This window comes from Xanthomonas hortorum pv. cynarae (assembly GCF_002939985.1).
Lineage (GTDB): Bacteria > Pseudomonadota > Gammaproteobacteria > Xanthomonadales > Xanthomonadaceae > Xanthomonas > Xanthomonas hortorum_D.
The window spans coordinates 46,851-65,364 of record NZ_MDFM01000029.1 but is presented as its reverse complement, the minus strand read 5'-3'; the positions used below and the strand labels follow the sequence as shown (position 1 = coordinate 65,364).

The window sequence follows — 18,514 nt, the reverse complement described above, 5'->3', positions numbered from 1 at the left end:
ACGATCGGTAACGATCCAGGCTCTCACGGTGGCCCACGCCGGCTCTCGACACCTAAACTGCCAGAATCCGAACAGATAAGGCTCTTCTGCGGCATCCATGCCGCATAAGGTCCCGCGACGGTGGGCGGGCAAGGACCTGTCGGAATGGTCGGAATGGGCGGTGTGCATGATTGCAAGCACTGCATGACGTGCATTGCTCGGATAACGGCGCGTCCGATCAGAGTTCTTCGATCCGACCGGTGTCACTGCCATTGCTGACATCACTCCACTCGTCACGCAGCCTCCTCGTTTTCCTTCCCTACACGTGCACTCGCGATGATGTGCGTCTGAGATAGGACACAACAGACAGTGATCAAGCTCGACAGACGCTCATTGAGACGCAAGCTGGCCTGCCTGCTGCTTGCAGGCCTGGCGTTGACTGCTTGCGCGCCGCGCCGCCCTGGCGAGGTGCCGGCGCTGGTGCATGCGACCGATGCGCAGGCCGAGGTGGTGCAGACCGATGCCGGTGCGCTACGCGGCGTGCGTAGTGCGCAAGGGCGGGTGTTTCTGGGCGTGCCGTTCGCCGCGCCGCCGGTGGGTGCGTTGCGCTTCCGCGCGCCGCAAGCTGCGCCAGCCTGGAAGGGAGTCCGCGATGCTACGCAGGCCGGGCCGGCGTGCCTGCCGCGTCATCGCTTCGGGCAAAAGCAGGTGTCCGAGGATTGCCTTACCCTCAACGTCTATGCACCACCCGGGCCGGCGCCGGCGCATCCGCGCGCGGTGATGGTGTGGATCTACGGCGGCGCGCTGGAGTTGGGCAGCAATGTCGACTACGACCTGAGTGCGTTGGCAGCCCGGCAGAACGTCATCGTGGTGGCGCCCAATTATCGGCTGGGGGTGTTTGGTTTTTATGCGCATCCCGCGTTGGGTGGTGAAGGCGAAGGTGCGTACGCGTTGCTCGATCAACAGGCGGCGTTGCACTGGGTGCAGCGCAATATCGCCGCCTTTGGTGGCGATGCGCACAACGTCACCGTGTTCGGCGAATCGGCCGGCGCATGGAGCATCTGTTATCAGCTCGCTTCACCGGGCGCGGCGGGTCTGTTTCAACGTGCGATCCTGCAAAGCGGCAGTTGTCTTGCGAGCGATTCCAGCGTGCCGCGCAGCGAGGCCGAACATGGTGGCGTGCGCATGGCGCACACGCTTGGCTGCGAGCGTGCAAGCGAGGTTGCCGCATGCCTGCGCGCGCTCCCTGCCGACGCATTGGCCGATGCAAAACCCCAGCGACGTGGCTTGACCGGCAGCGATGCGTGGGCACCGATGTCTGGTGGCGACGTCTTGCCATTGCCGCCTGCCGAGGCGATCGCCAATGGGCAGCACGCACAGGTGCCGGTGCTGATCGGCAACAATCGCGACGAAGGGCGCCTGTTCGCGCAACTGCTGTCCTATTTCGGCGCACTCACGTTGCGCAGCGGCTATGAGGCGCGCATGCAACGCATGCATACCGATCCAACAGCGATCATGACGCAGTACGCAGATGTCGCTGCCCAATCGCGCTGGCACGCCTATGCCGACATCGTCACCGATGGTGGCTTCGCCTGCCCCACGCGTCGGCTAGGCCGGGCGTTGCGCGATCACGCAGCGGTCTATGCATACGAGTTCGACGACCCGCAGGCGCCGTACGGTTTGTTGCGCTTGCCGTTTTCGCAGCCACTGGGCGCCTATCACGCCTCCGAACTGGTGTATCTGTTCCAGCGCCCGTGGGTGCTCAGTGGCGAGCCGCAGTTCAGCCCGGCGCAGCAGGCGCTTGCCGATACCTTGCAGGATTACTGGGGTGCGTTTGCGCGCACCGGCGATCCGAATGGTGGCGGACGGCCGCCGTGGCCGCGCTTCGATGGCGACACGCCGTTGATGTTGTCGCCGGGCAGGATCGGGGCAACGCCCGACTTCGTGCAACGTCATCGCTGTCCGTTCTGGGATGCGCAAGCGCACGCCGCGTCCACATCCGTGCAGCCACCGTTGCATTAGAGCGACCCGCACAGATGGCAAATGGCCGTCACACCCAATCCAGCGTTATAGGAGTCACACATGTCCGAATCCACCTTGCAGCACTGCCCGGAGGTGCGCCTGCGAAATGGGCGCAACGTGCCCGCGCTCGGCCTGGGCTCGTGGAACCTGGGCCAGGGTCGACATGCGCCGCAGCAGGAAATCGATGCGCTGCAGACCGGCCAACAGCTGGGCATGCGCTTGATCGATACCGCCGAGATGTATGGCAACGGGCGCTCCGAGCAACTGATCAGCCAGGCCATCGGCAGCGCGCAGCCGCCGTATCTGGTGTCGAAAGTATTGCCAAGCAACGCCAGCGCGCGCGGCATTGCGCGTGCCTGCGAAGCCAGCCTGCAACGGCTTGGCGTCCGCACGCTGGATCTGTATCTGCTGCATTGGCGTGGCGGCAGCGATCTGCGCGAAGTGGTCGATGCATTCGAGGCCTTGCGCGATGCCGGCAAGATCCGCGACTGGGGCGTGTCGAATTTCGATGTCGAGGATATGCAGGAGCTGTGGGACATTGAGGGCGGACAGCATTGCCTGGTCAATCAGGTGCTGTATCACGCCGGCAGCCGCGGTATCGAATTCGATCTGCTGCCGTGGTGTGCACAGCACGAGGTCACGGTAATGGCGTATTCGCCGTTGGGAAGCCGCGCATTGCTGGATCACCCGGTGCTGCACGCCATTGGCGAACGACGTGGCGTGGCCGCAACTGCGGTGGCGTTGGCGTGGGCGATTCGCAGCGGCAAGGTCATCGCCATTCCCGAATCGGGAACACCTGCACACGTGCGTGCCAACGCAGCAGCGTGCACGTTGCAACTGGATGCCCAGGATCTTGCCGAACTGGACCATGCATTTCCACCGCCAACGCGCAAACAGCCGCTGGATCTGCTGTAGCCAAGTCACAACAGTCGGGCTCGTTAGATGTGAGCACGTGCACTGCATCGGCACGTTGCGTGACACACGCAACATCTCGCTGCGATGCATCGCAAACTTCTGGCTGCATGTGAGTATTCGTTCGCATGTAGACACGTGCAATTAACAGCGCCGCTCCCAAGCTCGTTGATCAGTCCGCATCCCAAGAGCGACTAACAAGCTACTGCGCAGCCGTCAGGCGGGCGCGGCCGGTGCTCCGAATCGGCGTGTACCAGACGTACACTCCGGTTCTCAGGGCCGTCCGCATCACCTGACGACTGCTCGCTACCTGTTGTTGGCCGCTCTAGCCCGCCAGAGTGGAGTCCCATGCCTAAGTCCCCCAGCAAGCCCGCGCAAGTTCCTTCGATTGCTCCCGTCAGCGCAACACCCGAAACATTGCGCGGTACGGGCGATGAGTTGCATCAAAAAGCCGGTGGCACGCATCCGCAACTGACCACCAACCAGGGCATCCCGGTTGGCGACAACCAGAACTCGCTACGCGCAACGCCGCGCGGCCCGACGTTGCTGGAAGACTTCATTCTGCGCGAGAAGATCACCCACTTCGATCATGAGCGCATTCCCGAGCGCATCGTGCATGCGCGCGGTAGCGCGGCGCACGGCTATTTCGAGCTGACCAAGTCGTTGAGCCAGTACACCACGGCCACGATCTTCACCGAGGTCGGCGAAAAGACCCCATTGTTCACGCGTTTTTCCACCGTCGCCGGCGGCGCCGGCTCGGTGGATACGCCGCGCGATGTGCGCGGGTTTGCGGTGAAGTTCTACACCAAGGAAGGCAACTGGGATCTGGTGGGCAACAACATCCCGGTGTTCTTCATCCAGGATTCGATGAAGTTCCCGGACCTGATCCATGCGGTGAAGATGGAGCCCGATCGCGGTTTTCCGCAGGCCGCCAGCGCGCACGACACGTTCTGGGATTTCATCTCGCTGACGCCTGAATCGATGCACATGATCATGTGGGCGATGAGCGACCGCACGATTCCGCGCTCGCTACGCATGATCGAAGGCTTCGGCATCCACAGTTTCCGTTTCCTCAACGAAAACGGCGACAGCACCTTCGTAAAATTCCATTGGCGTCCCAAGCTCGGCCTGCAGTCCACCATCTGGGACGAAGCGGTCAAGATCGCCGGTGCCGATCAGGACTTCCATCGTCGCGATCTGTTCGAATCGATCCAGAGCGGCGATTTCCCAGAGTGGGAACTGGGCGTGCAGTTGTTTACCGAGGCGGAAGCCGATGCATTCCCGTTCGATCATCTGGATTCGACCAAGGTGATCCCGGAAGAGCTGGTGCCGCTGCAGATCGTCGGCCGCATGGTGCTGGACCGCTGGCCGGACAACTTCTTCGCCGAGACCGAGCAAGTGGCGTATTGCCCGGCCAATATCGTTCCGGGTATCGACTTCAGCAACGACCCGCTGCTGCAGGGCCGCCTGTTCTCGTATCTGGATACGCAGTTGAGCCGTCTGGGTGGACCCAACTTCCATCAGATCCCGGTCAACGCGCCCAAGTGCCCGTTCGCCAACAATCAGCGCGACGGCCATATGCAGATGGGCGTGCCGAAGGGGCGTGTCGCATACGAGCCCAGCTCGCTGCAAGCCGATGCACCGCGTGAGGCGCTGCGCGGATTCCCGAGCCATGCGACACCGGCCGAAGACGGCGCCAAGGGCCGCGTGCGTGCAGAAAGTTTTGCCGATCATTACAGCCAGGCGCGGATGTTCTTTCGCAGCCAGACCGCGCCGGAGCAGGCGCATATGGCGTCGGCACTGGTGTTCGAATTATCCAAGGTAGAAACCGCGCACGTGCGCGAAGCCATCGTGGGCCATCTGCGTCACATCGACCCAGCGCTGGCACAGCGTGTGGCCGATGGCATGGGCATGACCACGTTGCCGCCGGCACCACCGGCTGCGGTTGCGCCAACCGACATGCCGTTGTCGCCGGCCTTGCAGCTGATCGGCAAGATGAAGGACACCTTGCAGGGCCGCACTGTGGGCATCCTCATTCACGATGGCTCGGATGCCGCTGCGATCAAGGCGGTGCGCAAGGCTGCCGAAGCCGCGGGTGCCACAGTCAAAATCGTCGCGCCGAAAGTGGGCGGCGCCAAGCTCAGCGACGGCAAGCAACTGGCCGCCGACGGCCAATTGGCAGGCACACCATCAGTGGTGTTCGATGCGGTGGCAGTGCTGTTGTCCTCGGAAGCAGCCAAGCTGCTGACGCGCGAATCGGCTGCACTGGATTTCGTCAGCAACGCGTGGGCGCATCTGAAGGCAATCGCCTACGACGATGGCGCGCAGCTGCTGCTCAAGGCTGGCAATGTCGGCAAGGACGCGGGCGTGATTGCAGCCGCAGATACCAAGGCATTCATTACTGCCGCCAAGACCCGCCAATGGGCACGTGAACCAAAGGTGCGCATGCTGGCGTAACCGCATCCGCACAGGCCGTGCAAACTTGGGCGCGAGCGACTTTCATGTCGTTTCGCGCCCAATGCATTTCATCCGCTACCTACCACTATTGTGCTTTGGCGAGGACACCGCGCGCGCAACTCACTCAGCCTCTAAGCGCGGTGAGATGCCGCTAGGACTCGAAATCTTGGTTGTCTAGGAGTGATTGGTTGGCTAGCACGGAGAGATCAGTTGTAGGGCGGATGATCTGCGGCTTGGCTGCAGGGCCCTTGCCCGCCCACCATCGCGGGACACGCCGCAAGTACGTCCTTGTAGGCTCTTACGCGGCATCCATGCCGCGTAAGGTCCCGCGACGGTGGGCGGGCAAGGACCAGTCGAGATGGTCGGGGTGCATGGTGCAAGCAGTGCATGATTTGCGTCGTTTGGGTAACGGCGCGCTCAATCAGCTTCCAAAGACAAGCCGAGAAACAAGCGGGCTTTCAACAAAGCAACCGACTCACTCTCTGGTGCGGTGTCCTCACCGCTTGCGGGACCGTGTGGCGGCATGGATGCCGCCACCGAGCCTACATGGACGTACTTGCGGCGTGTCCCGCGAGCGGTGAGGGCACCGCGCACTCGACCAACTCCGCTTTTGCCTCAATTCTCTGCTGCAGTGAGGGCACCACACATCCGACTAACTCCGCTGCCGCGCAGTCGTCTCGTTTAGGTGCTCTCAGACGTTCCGGTAGGAAACTGCGCAGCGTTAGCCAGCGCGCGGTACTCGCGTGGCGTCATGCCGACCGCCAGCTTGAACTGCCGTGCAAAGGCGCTTTGATCACTGAAACCGCAGGCATGCCCGATTTCGGTGAGACTCTTGTTTCCGTGCAGCAGATGCAGCGCCATCTGCAGGCGTAGCTTGGCCAGCACCTGTTGCGGCGTGAGCTGGAATACCTTGCGAAACGAGCGTTGCAGTTTGGACATCGAAAATCCGGTGATTTCCACCAGTGCCTGCATACGGACGTTCTGTGCGTAGTTGGCGTTGAGATACGCCAGCGCAAGCCGCAGCTTTTCGTACTGCGATTCATGCCCATCCTGCGGCCCCAGATCGCGCGAGATGCCGATGATGCCCTGTACCTTGCCGTCCACCAGCAGCGGACGTTTGCAGGTCAGGCACCAACCCGGTTCGCGGTTGGCGAACAGATGCAGCTCCAGCAGGTTGTCGATCACCGCACCGGCCAGCACTTGCTCGTCCTGATTGGCGTAATTGGCGCCCAAGCCGCTGGGATAGACCTCGGCAACGCGCTTGCCGATCAACTCCTTGCGCGACTTCAGCCCCAGCCGCCGCAGCATGGTCTGGTTGACGTGGGTGTAGCGGCCCTCGCGATCCTTGACGAAGAACAGCACGTCCGGCACGGCATCGAACAGCGCTTCCAGATCGGCAGGATCGATGCTCTTCATGCAGGAGGATTCATGCAGGCCAATGGACTCGGGATCAGGAAAGACGCGACTGTGCTACGCGCACCATCAGTGCACAACGCAACGCACGCAGCGCCATGATACGCCGCGCACCTGGGCTCTACGGAACCACGCTCAGCGCGGCGTGTCGGCCACGTTTGCCGCGGCCGGTGCGGCCTTGGCATCCACGGCCGATGCCGTGGGGTTGCCGATGCGATTCAACGGCACCTGCCGCGCTTGCCAGCTGCTCGCCACCGCCGCGCCGGCCTGCGACCCGACCTGCACGCGCAGCTGCGCACTCCCGCCGGGCGCAACGAATTCGACAACGCAATCGCCTGCGGCCATGCAGCTGTCGGCGGCCAGCGGGTCCACCGGCTGCCAGCCCTGCTCCATCACCGTCTGCGCGAACGCGCGGTAGCCCATGCCGGACTTCAGCGTGGCCGGCAACGGCACGCTCGGGTCGCTGGCGACAGTATCGCCACCGACGGCGACAGCACCATTCGCAGGCGCAGGCGCCGAAACAGGCGCACGCACAGCCGCAGGCCGCGATGCGGCATGCAAGGCAGGACTACAGAGTAGGACGAGTGCCAACAACGAGGGGCGGAATAACGTGCGCATGCAAACGGTCCTTGCGATCCTGGCAGGGAACTGAAGAAGTTAAAGAATCGCTATTTTGACATGGCTTGGATGCGCTGCGGCAGCCGTGGCCTGCCGACAGTTAACCGGCCTTCGGCCCCGAATGGGCTGCCGACCCAGGCCAAGCAGCCCCCTTGACCCGACGGGTTCATCGACATGGCCGATCCGCAGCTTGGGGAAGGCCAGCTGCACCTGCGAATGGCTGCAGACATTGCCGCTGCAGGATCGATTGCGCCGACCGACCACAGGAGCCAGGCAGTGATTGCCCGGCACCCCGCACCAGGCGGCGTGCCGGGTAAAGCATCACTGGCCGATATGCTGCTTCAGCCAGCTGTTGACGGTGTCGTGCCACAGCACGCTGTTGTCCGGCTTGAGCACCCAGTGGTTCTCGTCCGGGAAATACAGGAACTTGGAGTCGATGCCCTTGCGCTGCAGCGCGGTGAACGCGGCCAGGCCCTGCTCGACCGGGATGCGGAAATCCTGCTGGCCGTGGATCACCAGCATCGGCACCTTCCACTTGTCCACGTGCAGCACCGGGTTGAACTTCTCGTAGCCGGCCGGGTTCTGCCACGGCGTGCCGCCGTTTTCCCATTCGCTGAACCACAGTTCCTCGGTGGCGTAGCCCATGGTGCGGTTGTCGAACACGCCATCGTGATCGACCAGGCACTTCCAGGGGTGGTTCCCGTCTTTGTCAAGCCACGTCCCGGCCATCCAATAGACCATGTAGCCGCCGTAGCTGGCACCCAGCGCGCAGGCCTTGTCGCCGTTGAGGAAGCCGTACTGCTTCTGCGCAGCGGCCCAACCCTTCTGCAGGTCTTCCAGTGGGCGGTCGCCCCAATGCTGGCTGATCGCATCGGTGAAGTCCTGGCCGTAACCGGTGGAGCCGTGGAAGTCGATCATCACCACCGCGTAGCCCTGCCCGGCGTAGGTCTGCGGATTCCAGCGGTTGCTCCAGCCATTGCCGAAGCTGCCCTGCGGGCCGCCGTGGATCAGGAACGCCACCGGATAGGTCTTGCCTTCCTGATAGTTGTAGGGCTTGACCACGTAGCCATGCACGGTGTCATTGTTCCAGCCCTTGAACTGGAACTGTTCGTAGTCGCCGAACTGCACGTCGGGCAGCAGCTCGCCGGCGCTTTGGGTAATCGCACGCAGGCCCTGGCCTTGCACGTCGCTGACAAACACCTGATCGCCGCTCTTCAACGAATTGCGTGTAAACGCCAACGTGTTGCCGGCCAGCGTCGGCGCATGCACGCTGCCCTCGCCCACCAGCTTGGTCGCCTCGCCGCTGGCAATATCGATCTTGAACAATGGGTGCTCGCCGAGGTCGTCGGCGCTGGTGTAGAGGCTGGCGCCGTCATCGCTCAACACGATCTCGCCGGCCGAGCGGTCCCATTTGGGCGCGATTTCGCGGGTCTTGCCACTGGCGACATCCATCGCGATCAGGCCGAAGCGGTCGGCCTCGAAACCGGGGCGTTTCATTGCGCGGTAGTACAGCGTCTTGCCATCGCTGCTGAACACCGGGCCGGCATCCCAGGCCGGGTTGGATGCGGTCAGATTGACCGGTGCGGACTTGCCGGCCGCATCCAGCCGATACAGATCGAAGTTGGTCTGCCACGGCTCGTCGTTGCCGGTGGGCTTGCTGCCGGCCTTTGCATTCTTGCCTGCCTCAGGACCATGCGGCTGCGGCACGCGCACGCTGGCCACCACGCTGCTGCCATCGGGCGACCAGGTGTAATCGTCATTGCCGCCGAACGGCTTGGACGGCGCATCGCCGGCCAGCGTGGCGCTGATCGCCGAGGCACCGATCACCGCCTTGGCGCCGGCGGCAGGCAGGTCTGCGACGAACAGCGTGTTGCGGCGGCCGTCGTTCCAGGTGTCCCAATGCCGCACGAACAACTGGTCGTACACCACGCCGCTGGCCTTGGCGTTCTTGACGCTGGCGAGCTTGGTCTTGGTGCAACCCAGATCCGAGCCGCAGTCCTGGAACACGCCGGCACTGAAGGCAATGCGCTTGCCATCGGGCGAGAGCTTGTAGCTGTCCACATCCACCGCAAACGCGGTGAGTTGCTGCGGGGTACCGCCGGTCAGCGGTTGCGCGTACAGCTGCTGGGTGCCGGATCTGCTGCTGAGGAAATACACCGTCTTGCCATCCGGCGACAGCGCCGGGCTGTTGACGTTCCAGCCTTCCGGAGTCAGCCGTTTGGGCGGCGCTGCATCGCGGGTACGCAGGTTGCGCATCCACAGGCCGGTGGCCGGCTTGCCGTTGCTGCTCTTGGCCTGCCGCTTGGCAAATACCAGCACGCTGCCATCGGGGCTGAGCGCGGGCGAGGACACCCGGTCCAACGCAACTATGTCGCGCACATCGAAACCGCGCGCGGCGGCAAGGCTTGGCAAGGCGGCCAACAGACACAGGGGCAACACGGCGTAACGAAGCTTCATCGGCAGTTCCCGCAACGGCAAAACGTCGATGGTAGGCGTTGCCGTGGCGAGCGCGCAAAGGCTTGCGGTTGGGTCTGCCTTTATGGCCGCGTGCGCATGCCGGGGCAGCTGGAAAAATGCGCAGCTGGCGATACGTGCAACGTGGACCGTGCTGCATTGAAGCAAATCTTGCAGCGGCATCGACATGGGCGCAGGTTGCAAACTGCGCAGCAGATGCAGGCGGTCGGTCGTCGATCGCCCTGCGCGTGCAGCGCGCAGCTGATGTGGTGCCGGTCAACCGGCACCACATAAAGTCTTATCGCACCGCTGCTACCCACGCGGTTTTTATGTCGCAGTGATGCCCCGCTTCAACACATCAGAAGCGGTGAGACATCCCCACATACACCTGCGCGTCCGGGGTGCGGTCGTTGAGGCCGAAGTTGGCGCCCACATCCAGTTGCAACAGCGGATTGATCAGATACGCAGCAGCGATGTCGGCCGAATACTGTTCGATGGTTTCGGCGGGGTCGCGATTGATCGAGGACCACACTTCCACCGCCATCGACAACTTCGAGGTGAGCGGATGCGCCAGGTTGATCGCATTGACGATGGCGACATGGTTGCCGCTGCCATCGCTGTCGGCCAGCCAATCCACCTCCGGCCCAAGGGTCAGCGAGAAGCTATTGGGCAACACGAAATTGATCGGCAATGCGACGCCGCCTTCCCACTCGTCGTTGCCCAGGCCAGTACGTGCAGTCGGTGCCTTGACGAACGGCAGCAGCGCCACGCTGGCGGTGTCGCTTTCGTAGAAACGCGCCTTCATCCGTAGAAAGATATCGCCGCCGCCGCTCAGGCTGCTGCGTGCACCGGTAGCGCGATCGGTGGTTTTGACCTGCAGCTGCGGCGCCCAGTTGAGCTGCAGATCGATGCGGTCGCTGACGCCGTACTTGAGCGTGGGATTGGTGAAGTAGGAGGTTTCGATACGCGTGCCAGGCTGGCTGTCGCGGGTATAGCTGCCGATGTCGGTTTCCAGCTGCCAGGCGCCCGTGGGCACGGTACAGGTGGAATTGGCCTTGGTCGGGCGATCGGTACACAACGCCGCCTCGGTGGCGTCTTGTGCCTGCGCCTGCAGCGCCAGGCTGCACAGCGCGCCGGTCAGTGCGATGGCCAACAACGGTGCGCGTTGTGCGCGGGTGGAGCGCTTGGAGATAGCAGTCAGCATTGCAGTGGTTCCATGGCAAGACGCTGGACAGATCGTGTGAACGGTCAGCGTTAGTGAGGGGGAAATGCACGTGGAGGTAGAACGACTGCATGGCCGCCGACGGGCGACGTCCTGCCAATCGATCTTATAGGCGTCTGCAGGCCCGTAGGGGCCAACCATGACAAAAGCGACCGCAACCGCAAGCCGATGTTGCACAGCGTGATGTGAGTAGCACTTTCACTGACATCCATCGCAGCGTTACGCGGTGCGAGAACCTGCGTCGCGGGGTGTCATCGGGATCGATCGAGGCATGCAGTAGCCGTGGCGCACCATCCGTGCGGGAGACGGCACGATACGGAGCAGCGGCATAAAGTCGCTATGCATGGCGCCTGTGTAGCGCGTAAAGCCAACGCAAAGACGACGGAAGACCGAAGCGGCGCATCTCGCTGCGCGTGCGGCGCAGCGGCACTGGATCGCAACGCCACAACGAAAAACGGACACGCATCCAGCGATGCGTGTCCGTCGGGATGAGGCGTGCAAGCGCATGCCTCAATGCTGCATCACGCTCAGGCGGTCTGTTCGCCGCCCTTGCCGACGCGATACAGCAGCCAGCCGACCAGGGCCAGGATCGCCAGGCCGAACCACTGGTTGAGCTGCAAGCCAGCCGGCAATGCCAGCACATCGGCGCGGCTGGACAGCACGATCGGCACCGCGATGGCGATCCCCATCAGCGCCTCGCCGGTGATCAGGCCGGCGGCGAACAGCACGCCCGGGCGATGCACGCGGTCGCGGCCGTCTTCGTCGTCGGCGCGGATCTTGTGGAAGCGTTCCACCAGGTGCGCGATCAGGCCACCGATGAAGATCGGCACCATCAGTTCCAACGGCAGATAGATACCGATTGCCGCGGCCAGCACCGGCACGCGGAAGCGCTTGCCGGTTTTCTTCAGCCATTCGTCCAGCGCGATGATCGCCGCGCCCACGCCGGCACCGATGGCGATCATCGCCCACGGCAGCTCGCCGCCGAACAAGCCCTTGGCGACCGAAGCCATCAGCGTGGCCTGCGGTGCAGCCAGCGAATTGGGATGCTGCGGAGTGGCCGGGCCGATGCCGTACGCCTGCGCCAACAGGTTCAGCACCGGCGCCATGATCAGCGCGCAGGAGAACGCACCGATGCCCAGCATCAGCTGCTGCTTCCAGGGCGTGGCGCCGACCAGATAACCCGCCTTGAGATCCTGCAAATTGTCGCCGCCCACCGCCGCCGCGCAGCACACCACCGCACCGATCATGATCGCCGCCACCGCGCCCAACGGCGCGCCACCGATGCCGGCCGGCACCAGACCGTCCTTGCCGAGCAGCAATACCAGCACCGCCGAGGCGAACAGGATCGTGGAGATGGTGATGCCCGAAACAGGGTTGTTGGACGAGCCGATCAACCCGGCCAGATACCCGGACACCGACACGAACAGAAAGCCGGCCACGATCATGATGATGGTCATCGGGATCGACACGTGCCATTGCTGCACGATCGCCTGATACAGGCCCAGCAGCGGCAAGGTGCACAGCACCAGCGCCACCAGCATCCACTTCATCGGCAGGTCGCGCTCGGTCTCGGCGACCACACCGCCACCGCTCTTGCGCGCGGCGGCGAAGCCGCTCTTGACCCCGGACAGCAGCGACTTGCGCAGCGAGAACAGCGTCCACACGCCACCGATCAACATCGCGCCGACGCCGAGATAACGGATCTTCGCGCCCCAGATGGCGAATGCCGCGTCCGCCGCCGGTGCATTGATCAGGCTCTGCGCCAATGCCGGATCCGAGCCCATGAAGAACTGCTGATACAGCGGGATTGCGATATGCCAGGACAGGATCGCGCCGGACAACACCACGATGCCGACATTCAAGCCGACAATGTAGCCCACGCCCAGCAGCGCCGGCGACAGGTTGGTGCCCAGATACCCCACCAGCCGGCTGCTGCCCAGATACGTGGCCTGCGCCCAGGTGTCCGGGATCACCCGCAGGCCGCTGGCCGCCGCCAGCTTGACCAGCGCGCCGATGGCACCGGAGATGGCCAGGATCTTCAGACCCGGACCGGGGTTTGCACCGGCCTTGAGCACTTCGGCCGCGGCCTTGCCTTCGGGGAATGGCAGCGGGTCTTCGACGATCATCGAGCGCCGCAGCGGCACCGAGAACAGCACCCCGAGCAACCCGCCCATGCCGGCGATGCCGAGCACCCACCAGTATTTGAAGTCCGGCCAATAGCCCATGATCACCAGCGCGGGAATGGTGAAGATCACCCCCGCCGCGATCGACGACCCCGCCGAGGCACCGGTCTGGACGATGTTGTTTTCCAGGATGGTGCCGCCGCCGAGCAGGCGCAGCACGCCCATCGAGACGACCGCGGCCGGAATGGCGGTGGCGATGGTCAGGCCGGCAAACAGGCCCAGATAGGCATTGGCGGCCGAAAGCACCACCGCCAGCACGATGGACAGCACGACGGCACGGAAGGTGAGCTGGCGCGGTTGCGCGTCATGGCTCATGGGCAGTTCCCCTGTGGCAAAAAATCCGGACCACGCTAGCGCCTAGCTGAAGTTCCGTCCAGCTGCGGCGCGGCGTGACAGTGTGGCGGATGAGAGTGCAGCGGGCCGACGCGAGCCAGCGCGACAGGAGTGCCGCGCAGCGTCGTATCGGTTACGCCACGGCGCCGCCCTGCACGGCGCATGGCGCATGGCGCAGCGATTGGGCGCGGATGCCTAAACGACCGCGCAGCGCTCAGACAGGCATGCGCGGTGCCCGGAACCGGCATGCAGCTTTTTGACCCAGCGGTTTCTGCATGCCGTCAACATGCACCGTGATGAGCGCTCGCAACGGGTTGCCAGCGCTCCAGTCGCATCTGTGCAACCGCTTCGTCAATGCAGCAATTCGGCAAACGCGCGGTCGGCCTCGATCACGTCCGGCAGCGCCGCGAACAAGGCGTCCAGATCCACGCTATCCATCAATGGCCCGCGTACGGCTTCCAGAGCCGCCGGGATGGCGCCGTCATGGATGCGTAATGCGTCGGACACCTGGACTGCCTGGGCAAGCAGCAACGGCATCAGCGCGCCTTCCGGTGCGGCGGCCGGGCGGACCTGGTAGGCGATGGCTTGCTGGATCACCACCGGCAAGTGCCAGCGCCTTGCCAGTTCGGCGCCCACTTCCGGGTAGCCGAAGCCCAGCTGCAGCGTTTCCTCGGCAGCGTGGCCGGCCGATGAGGCCTCGTGATTGATGCGGCTGGCGTATTCCGGCGCGCCTGACTGGATCAGTAGCTCGCCGATGTTGTGCATCATGCCGCAGGTAAATGCGGTTTCCGGATCGAGACCGTGCTGGCGTGCCAGCAGCCGGCAGATGCCGGCCACGCCAAAGCTGTACCGCCAGAATGTATTCAGATCGAAGCCCGGGCCGGCACGAAACGCCCCGGTCATCGCCGAGGCCAGCACCAGCGTGCGCAGCGTATTGAAGCCCAGCCGCATGGCCGCGTCTTCGACGCTGGTGGAATCGCGCAGGCCATGAAAGCGTGCCGAATTGGCCAGCCGCAACACCTTGGCGGCGATCACCGGATCGCGCTCGATGGTGTGCGCCAACACATCGATGTTGGTGGTCGGATCATCGAACTGACGGATCAGGTCCTGCGCCACCTTGGGCACCGTGGGCAAGGTATGCAACTGGTCAAACAAAACCTCCAACTTCATGATCGCCTCGTGGGAAAGGAATAGGTCAGCGCAACTGCGCCCGCCATGGTGTAGTACAGGCCGCTTGAAAGTCACTAGCCCGATGCATGCCCTGGCGTGACCACGCCATCGCCATCACTGGGCGCCAAGCCGCAGCGCCATTGGATTTTGCGCGCCTGCGCAGAGCGCTGCGCGTCGCGCATGGAACACTGCAACGCCACAGCGAACACAGCGCCATGCGGCGATGCTGGCAGCAGGGCAATGTGGTCGAGGACGGCCACAACTGCGGATGATGGATGCCGATAGACCTGGTCTGGAATCGTGACCGTAACGCGATGCTGGTGTTGGTCGATTTTGCCGGCAAATACTCAATGAAAATCGCGCGAGGGCAGTTGCATTTCGCCGAGCAGCTCGCTGAGGTCGTACAGATCGCCGGCGATGAGATGCTCCACGCCGTCCACGCGTTCCCAGCGGCCGCGCACCGCCATCAGGCGCGATTCCAGCAGTGCGCGGCGGCGGCGTAGCGCCAGGTGCGACCAGACGATGACGTTGATCATGCCGTGTTCGTCTTCCAGGGTGACGAAGATGGTGCCCTTGGCAGTGGCCGGGCGCTGGCGCTGGGTGACCAGGCCGGCGACATGCACACCGCTGCCGTGGCTGCGGCCTTGCAGCTCGCGCAGGCCCAGGATGCGTCGCTGACGCATCTGCGGGCGCAGCAGCGCCATCGGGTGCTGGCGCAGGCTCAGGCCGACCGAACGGTAATCGGCCAGGATGTCTTCGCCTGCGCGCGGCGCCTCAAATTCCACCGGGCGCTCTTCGGGGCTACCAGGCAGCAGCGGCCGCCGCGCTTCCACGCCGGCCATGGCCCAACGCGCGGCATTGCGATTGCCCACCATGCCTTGCAAGGCGCCGGCCTCGGCCAGGGCGAGGCGCGCTTTTTCGTCGAGTGCGGCGCGCAGGCACAGATCGCCGATATCGGCGAAGCCCCGTTGCGCGCGTGCGGCGACAATGCGCGTTGCCACCCCTTCCGATAATCCAGCGACCTGGCGCATGCCCAGACGGATCGCCGGTTGTTCGCCAGGGTCTTCGTCGCTACACCATGGCCGGCCACCGACCAGCGTGTTGTTCCAGACGCTATGCAGCACATCCACCGGCAACACCTCCACGCGCGCACGCTCAGGACTGCCGCGGCGCGCGTCCTGCACAATCTGGCTGGCCGAATAGAAGCCCATCGGCTGCGCATTGAGCAAGCCGCAGGCGAAGGCTGCAGGTTCGTGACGTTTGAGCCAGCAGCTGGCGTAGACGAGCTTGGCGAACGAGGCGGCGTGGCTTTGCGGGAAGCCGTAGGAACCGAAGCCTTTGATCTGTTCGAAGATCTGGTCGATGAAGGTGGAGGCGTAGCCTCTGTTCTGCATGCGTTCGCGCACGCGCGTGCGGTGCTGCTCCATGTCACCGCCACGGCGCCACGCTGCCATTGAACGACGCAGATTGTCCGCTTCGCTCTCTGTGTATTCGGCGGCATGCATCAGCAGCTCCATCACCTGCTCCTGAAACAACGGCACACCCAGTGTTGGCTTGAGGATCTCTTCCACCTCCGGCGATGGATAGTTCACTTCTTCGCGGCCCTGGCGCCTGCGCAGATACGGATGCACCATGTCGCCCTGGATCGGGCCAGGTCGCACGATCGCCACTTCGATCACCAGGTCGTAGAACACCACAGGCTTGAGCCGCGGCAGCATCGCCATCTGCGCGCGCGATTCGATCTGGAATACGCCCACCGTGTCGGCGCGCTGGATCATCTTGTAGGTGGGCGCATCCTCGCCCGGCAGCGTGGCGATGGTGTAATCGCGCCCGCGATGGCCGCTCACCAACTCCAATGTCTTGCGGATGCAGGTGAGCATGCCCAGCGCCAGGCAATCGACCTTGAGCAGCTTCATGGTTTCCAGATCGTCCTTGTCCCACTGGATGATGGTGCGGTTGGCCATCGCCGCGTTTTCCACCGGCACCAGCATCGACAGCGGTTCATCCGAAATCACGAAGCCGCCGACATGCTGCGACAGATGACGCGGGTGATCGCGCAGGTGTTCGGTCACCGCAAGAATCTTGTTGATCAGCGGATTGGCCAGATCGAATCCGGCTTCTTCGATGCGTTGCTCCATCGGGGTGTCGCCATTGCCCCAGCCGTAGCAATTGGCCAGCAACGCGATCTGGTCCGGCGGCAGGCCGAACGCCTTGGCCACATCGCGCACGGCGCTCTTGCCGCGATAGCAGATCACCGTCGCCGCCAGTGCCGCGCGTTCGCGGCCGTATTTGCTGTAGACGTATTGCAGCACTTCCTCACGGCGCTCGTGTTCGAAATCGACGTCGATATCCGGTGGCTCGTCGCGTTTTTCGGAGAGAAACCTTGCCATCAGCAAACGGGTTTCATCCGGATTGACTGCGGTGATACCCAGCGCATAACACACCGCCGAATTGGCCGAAGACCCACGGCCCTGGCACAGGATGTGCTGATCACGTGCGAAGCGCACCACATCTTGCACGGTGAGAAAGAATGCTTCGTAATTTTTGTGGGCGATCAGCGCCAATTCCTTTTCGATGTCGGCGCGTACCTTTGCCGGCGTTCCATTCGGCCACCGCTCACGCATGCCTGTTTCGGTGAGCAGTCGCAGATAGCTGGCCGGCGTATGGCCTTCCGGCACCAGCTCTTTGGGATAGGTGTATTCGAGCTTGGAAATGTCGAAGGTACAGCGCTGCGCTAACCCAACGCTGGCCTGCAACAGCGCATCCGGATAGATGTTGCCCAGGGCCCGGCGCGTGCGCAGATGGCGCTCGCCGTTGCGGAACAGGTGCGCGCCGCACTCGGCCAGCGGCAAGCTGTGGCGGATGGCGGTCAAGGTGTCCTGCACGATGCGCTCGCGGCGCTGCGCCATATGCACATCGCCGCTGGCCAGTGCGGTCATGCCCAGTTGCTGGGCCAGCAGCTGCAAGGCAAGCAACCGCACTGCATCGTCCTGTTCGCGATGCAGTTCCACCGCCAGGAATGCACGCTCTCCGAAAACCTGTTGCAACCAGGCACCCTGCTCGGCCTGCGGCTGCGCGCCGGGCATCCACACTGCGAACACGCCGGGTGCGACATCGCGAAACTGCGCCTCCACCTCGGCACGCCCCAGCCGATACGTGCCCTTGCTCGCCGCACGCCGCGCGGTGGTGATCAGCGCGCACAACTGCGGATAGCCGTGCGCGTTTTCCACCAACAGTACGAAGCGGGTGCCATCGACCAGGGTGAATTCGCTACCGACGATCAGGCGCACGCCGGTGGCGCGCGAGGCTTCCAGGCCGCGCACGATGCCGGCCAGCGAGCATTCGTCGGTGATGGCCAGCGCGCTGTAACCGCAGTGCTGCGCGCGTGCGAACAACTGCTCGGCACTGGAGGCGCCGCGCAGGAACGAGAAATCCGACAGGCAATGCAGTTCGGCATACGCGGGCAGGCCATCGGCCACCGCCGCATGACTGATGTCGTCATTGGCCGCACGCAAACGTGCAGCCACGTTCCAGGCGCGTGGCATGCGCCCGCCGGGCGTGTCGCGGTCAACACCGTCGACGGCGTCGTCCCAGCTCATGGGTGCACCTCTTCAACATCGCGCTGCCACCACACCGTCTTTCCAGTACACCGCAGATCGCCTCGTTGCAGGTACTCCTTCGCTCCGTGGCACCGGATGTTTGCGGTACCTCTGCGATGACCAGCCCGGCAAGCAGTGATGCGTTGCCGCAG

At 63.9% G+C, this 18,514-nt stretch carries 10 protein-coding genes and 1 other RNA gene; 4 read left to right on the top strand and 7 right to left on the bottom strand.

Translation table 11 applies throughout. The annotated features are described in order from the left end of the window. Positions 1 to 372 precede the first annotated feature (372 nt). The 4 genes from XcyCFBP4188_RS17700 to XcyCFBP4188_RS17685 all read left to right on the top strand — a co-directional run bounded on the left by XcyCFBP4188_RS17700 (position 373) and on the right by XcyCFBP4188_RS17685 (position 5,370). The gene (locus XcyCFBP4188_RS17700; protein WP_043907320.1) at positions 373 to 2,001 is read left to right on the top strand and encodes a carboxylesterase/lipase family protein; all 1,629 of its coding nucleotides are present in this window, start codon (positions 373 to 375) and stop codon (positions 1,999 to 2,001) included. 60 nt (positions 2,002 to 2,061) lie between these two features. Next, positions 2,062 to 2,916 carry an aldo/keto reductase gene (locus tag XcyCFBP4188_RS17695; RefSeq protein WP_104592542.1) on the top strand — a complete coding sequence of 285 codons (855 nt, stop codon included), beginning with the start codon at positions 2,062 to 2,064 and terminating at the stop codon, positions 2,914 to 2,916. 245 nt (positions 2,917 to 3,161) lie between these two features. Then, positions 3,162 to 3,235, top strand: a non-coding RNA gene (locus tag XcyCFBP4188_RS17690) — sX9 sRNA. A gap of 26 nt (positions 3,236 to 3,261) precedes the next feature. Beyond that, on the top strand, positions 3,262 to 5,370 hold the full coding sequence (locus tag XcyCFBP4188_RS17685) for a catalase (protein ID WP_104592541.1): 2,109 nt from the start codon (positions 3,262 to 3,264) through the stop codon (positions 5,368 to 5,370). A 681-nt stretch (positions 5,371 to 6,051) separates the two neighbouring features. On the opposite strand, the gene XcyCFBP4188_RS17675 is transcribed toward XcyCFBP4188_RS17685, so the two are convergent. From XcyCFBP4188_RS17675 to XcyCFBP4188_RS17640, 7 genes are all read right to left on the bottom strand, one after another. After that, a complete protein-coding gene (locus XcyCFBP4188_RS17675; RefSeq protein ID WP_006450795.1) occupies positions 6,052 to 6,786 on the bottom strand; it encodes an AraC family transcriptional regulator in 735 nt (244 codons plus the stop codon). Positions 6,787 to 6,918: 132 nt separating this feature from the next. Then, positions 6,919 to 7,401 carry a hypothetical protein gene (locus tag XcyCFBP4188_RS17670; RefSeq protein ID WP_043909033.1) on the bottom strand — a complete coding sequence of 161 codons (483 nt, stop codon included), beginning with the start codon at positions 7,399 to 7,401 and terminating at the stop codon, positions 6,919 to 6,921. A gap of 321 nt (positions 7,402 to 7,722) precedes the next feature. Then, on the bottom strand, positions 7,723 to 9,858 hold the full coding sequence (locus tag XcyCFBP4188_RS17665) for an alpha/beta hydrolase family protein (protein ID WP_006450797.1): 2,136 nt from the start codon (positions 9,856 to 9,858) through the stop codon (positions 7,723 to 7,725). A 355-nt stretch (positions 9,859 to 10,213) separates the two neighbouring features. Further along, on the bottom strand, positions 10,214 to 11,059 hold the full coding sequence (locus XcyCFBP4188_RS17660; protein ID WP_006450798.1) for a transporter: 846 nt from the start codon (positions 11,057 to 11,059) through the stop codon (positions 10,214 to 10,216). Between the two features lie 545 nt (positions 11,060 to 11,604). Then, positions 11,605 to 13,575: an OPT family oligopeptide transporter gene (locus tag XcyCFBP4188_RS17655; protein WP_006450799.1), complete on the bottom strand. Its 1,971-nt coding sequence runs from the start codon at positions 13,573 to 13,575 to the stop codon at positions 11,605 to 11,607. A gap of 369 nt (positions 13,576 to 13,944) precedes the next feature. After that, a complete protein-coding gene (locus XcyCFBP4188_RS17650; protein ID WP_006450800.1) occupies positions 13,945 to 14,763 on the bottom strand; it encodes an HDOD domain-containing protein in 819 nt (272 codons plus the stop codon). Between the two features lie 347 nt (positions 14,764 to 15,110). Further along, entirely contained in the window at positions 15,111 to 18,362 is a 3,252-nt protein-coding gene (locus XcyCFBP4188_RS17640; RefSeq protein ID WP_006450801.1) for an error-prone DNA polymerase, read from the bottom strand. Positions 18,363 to 18,514 lie beyond the last annotated feature (152 nt).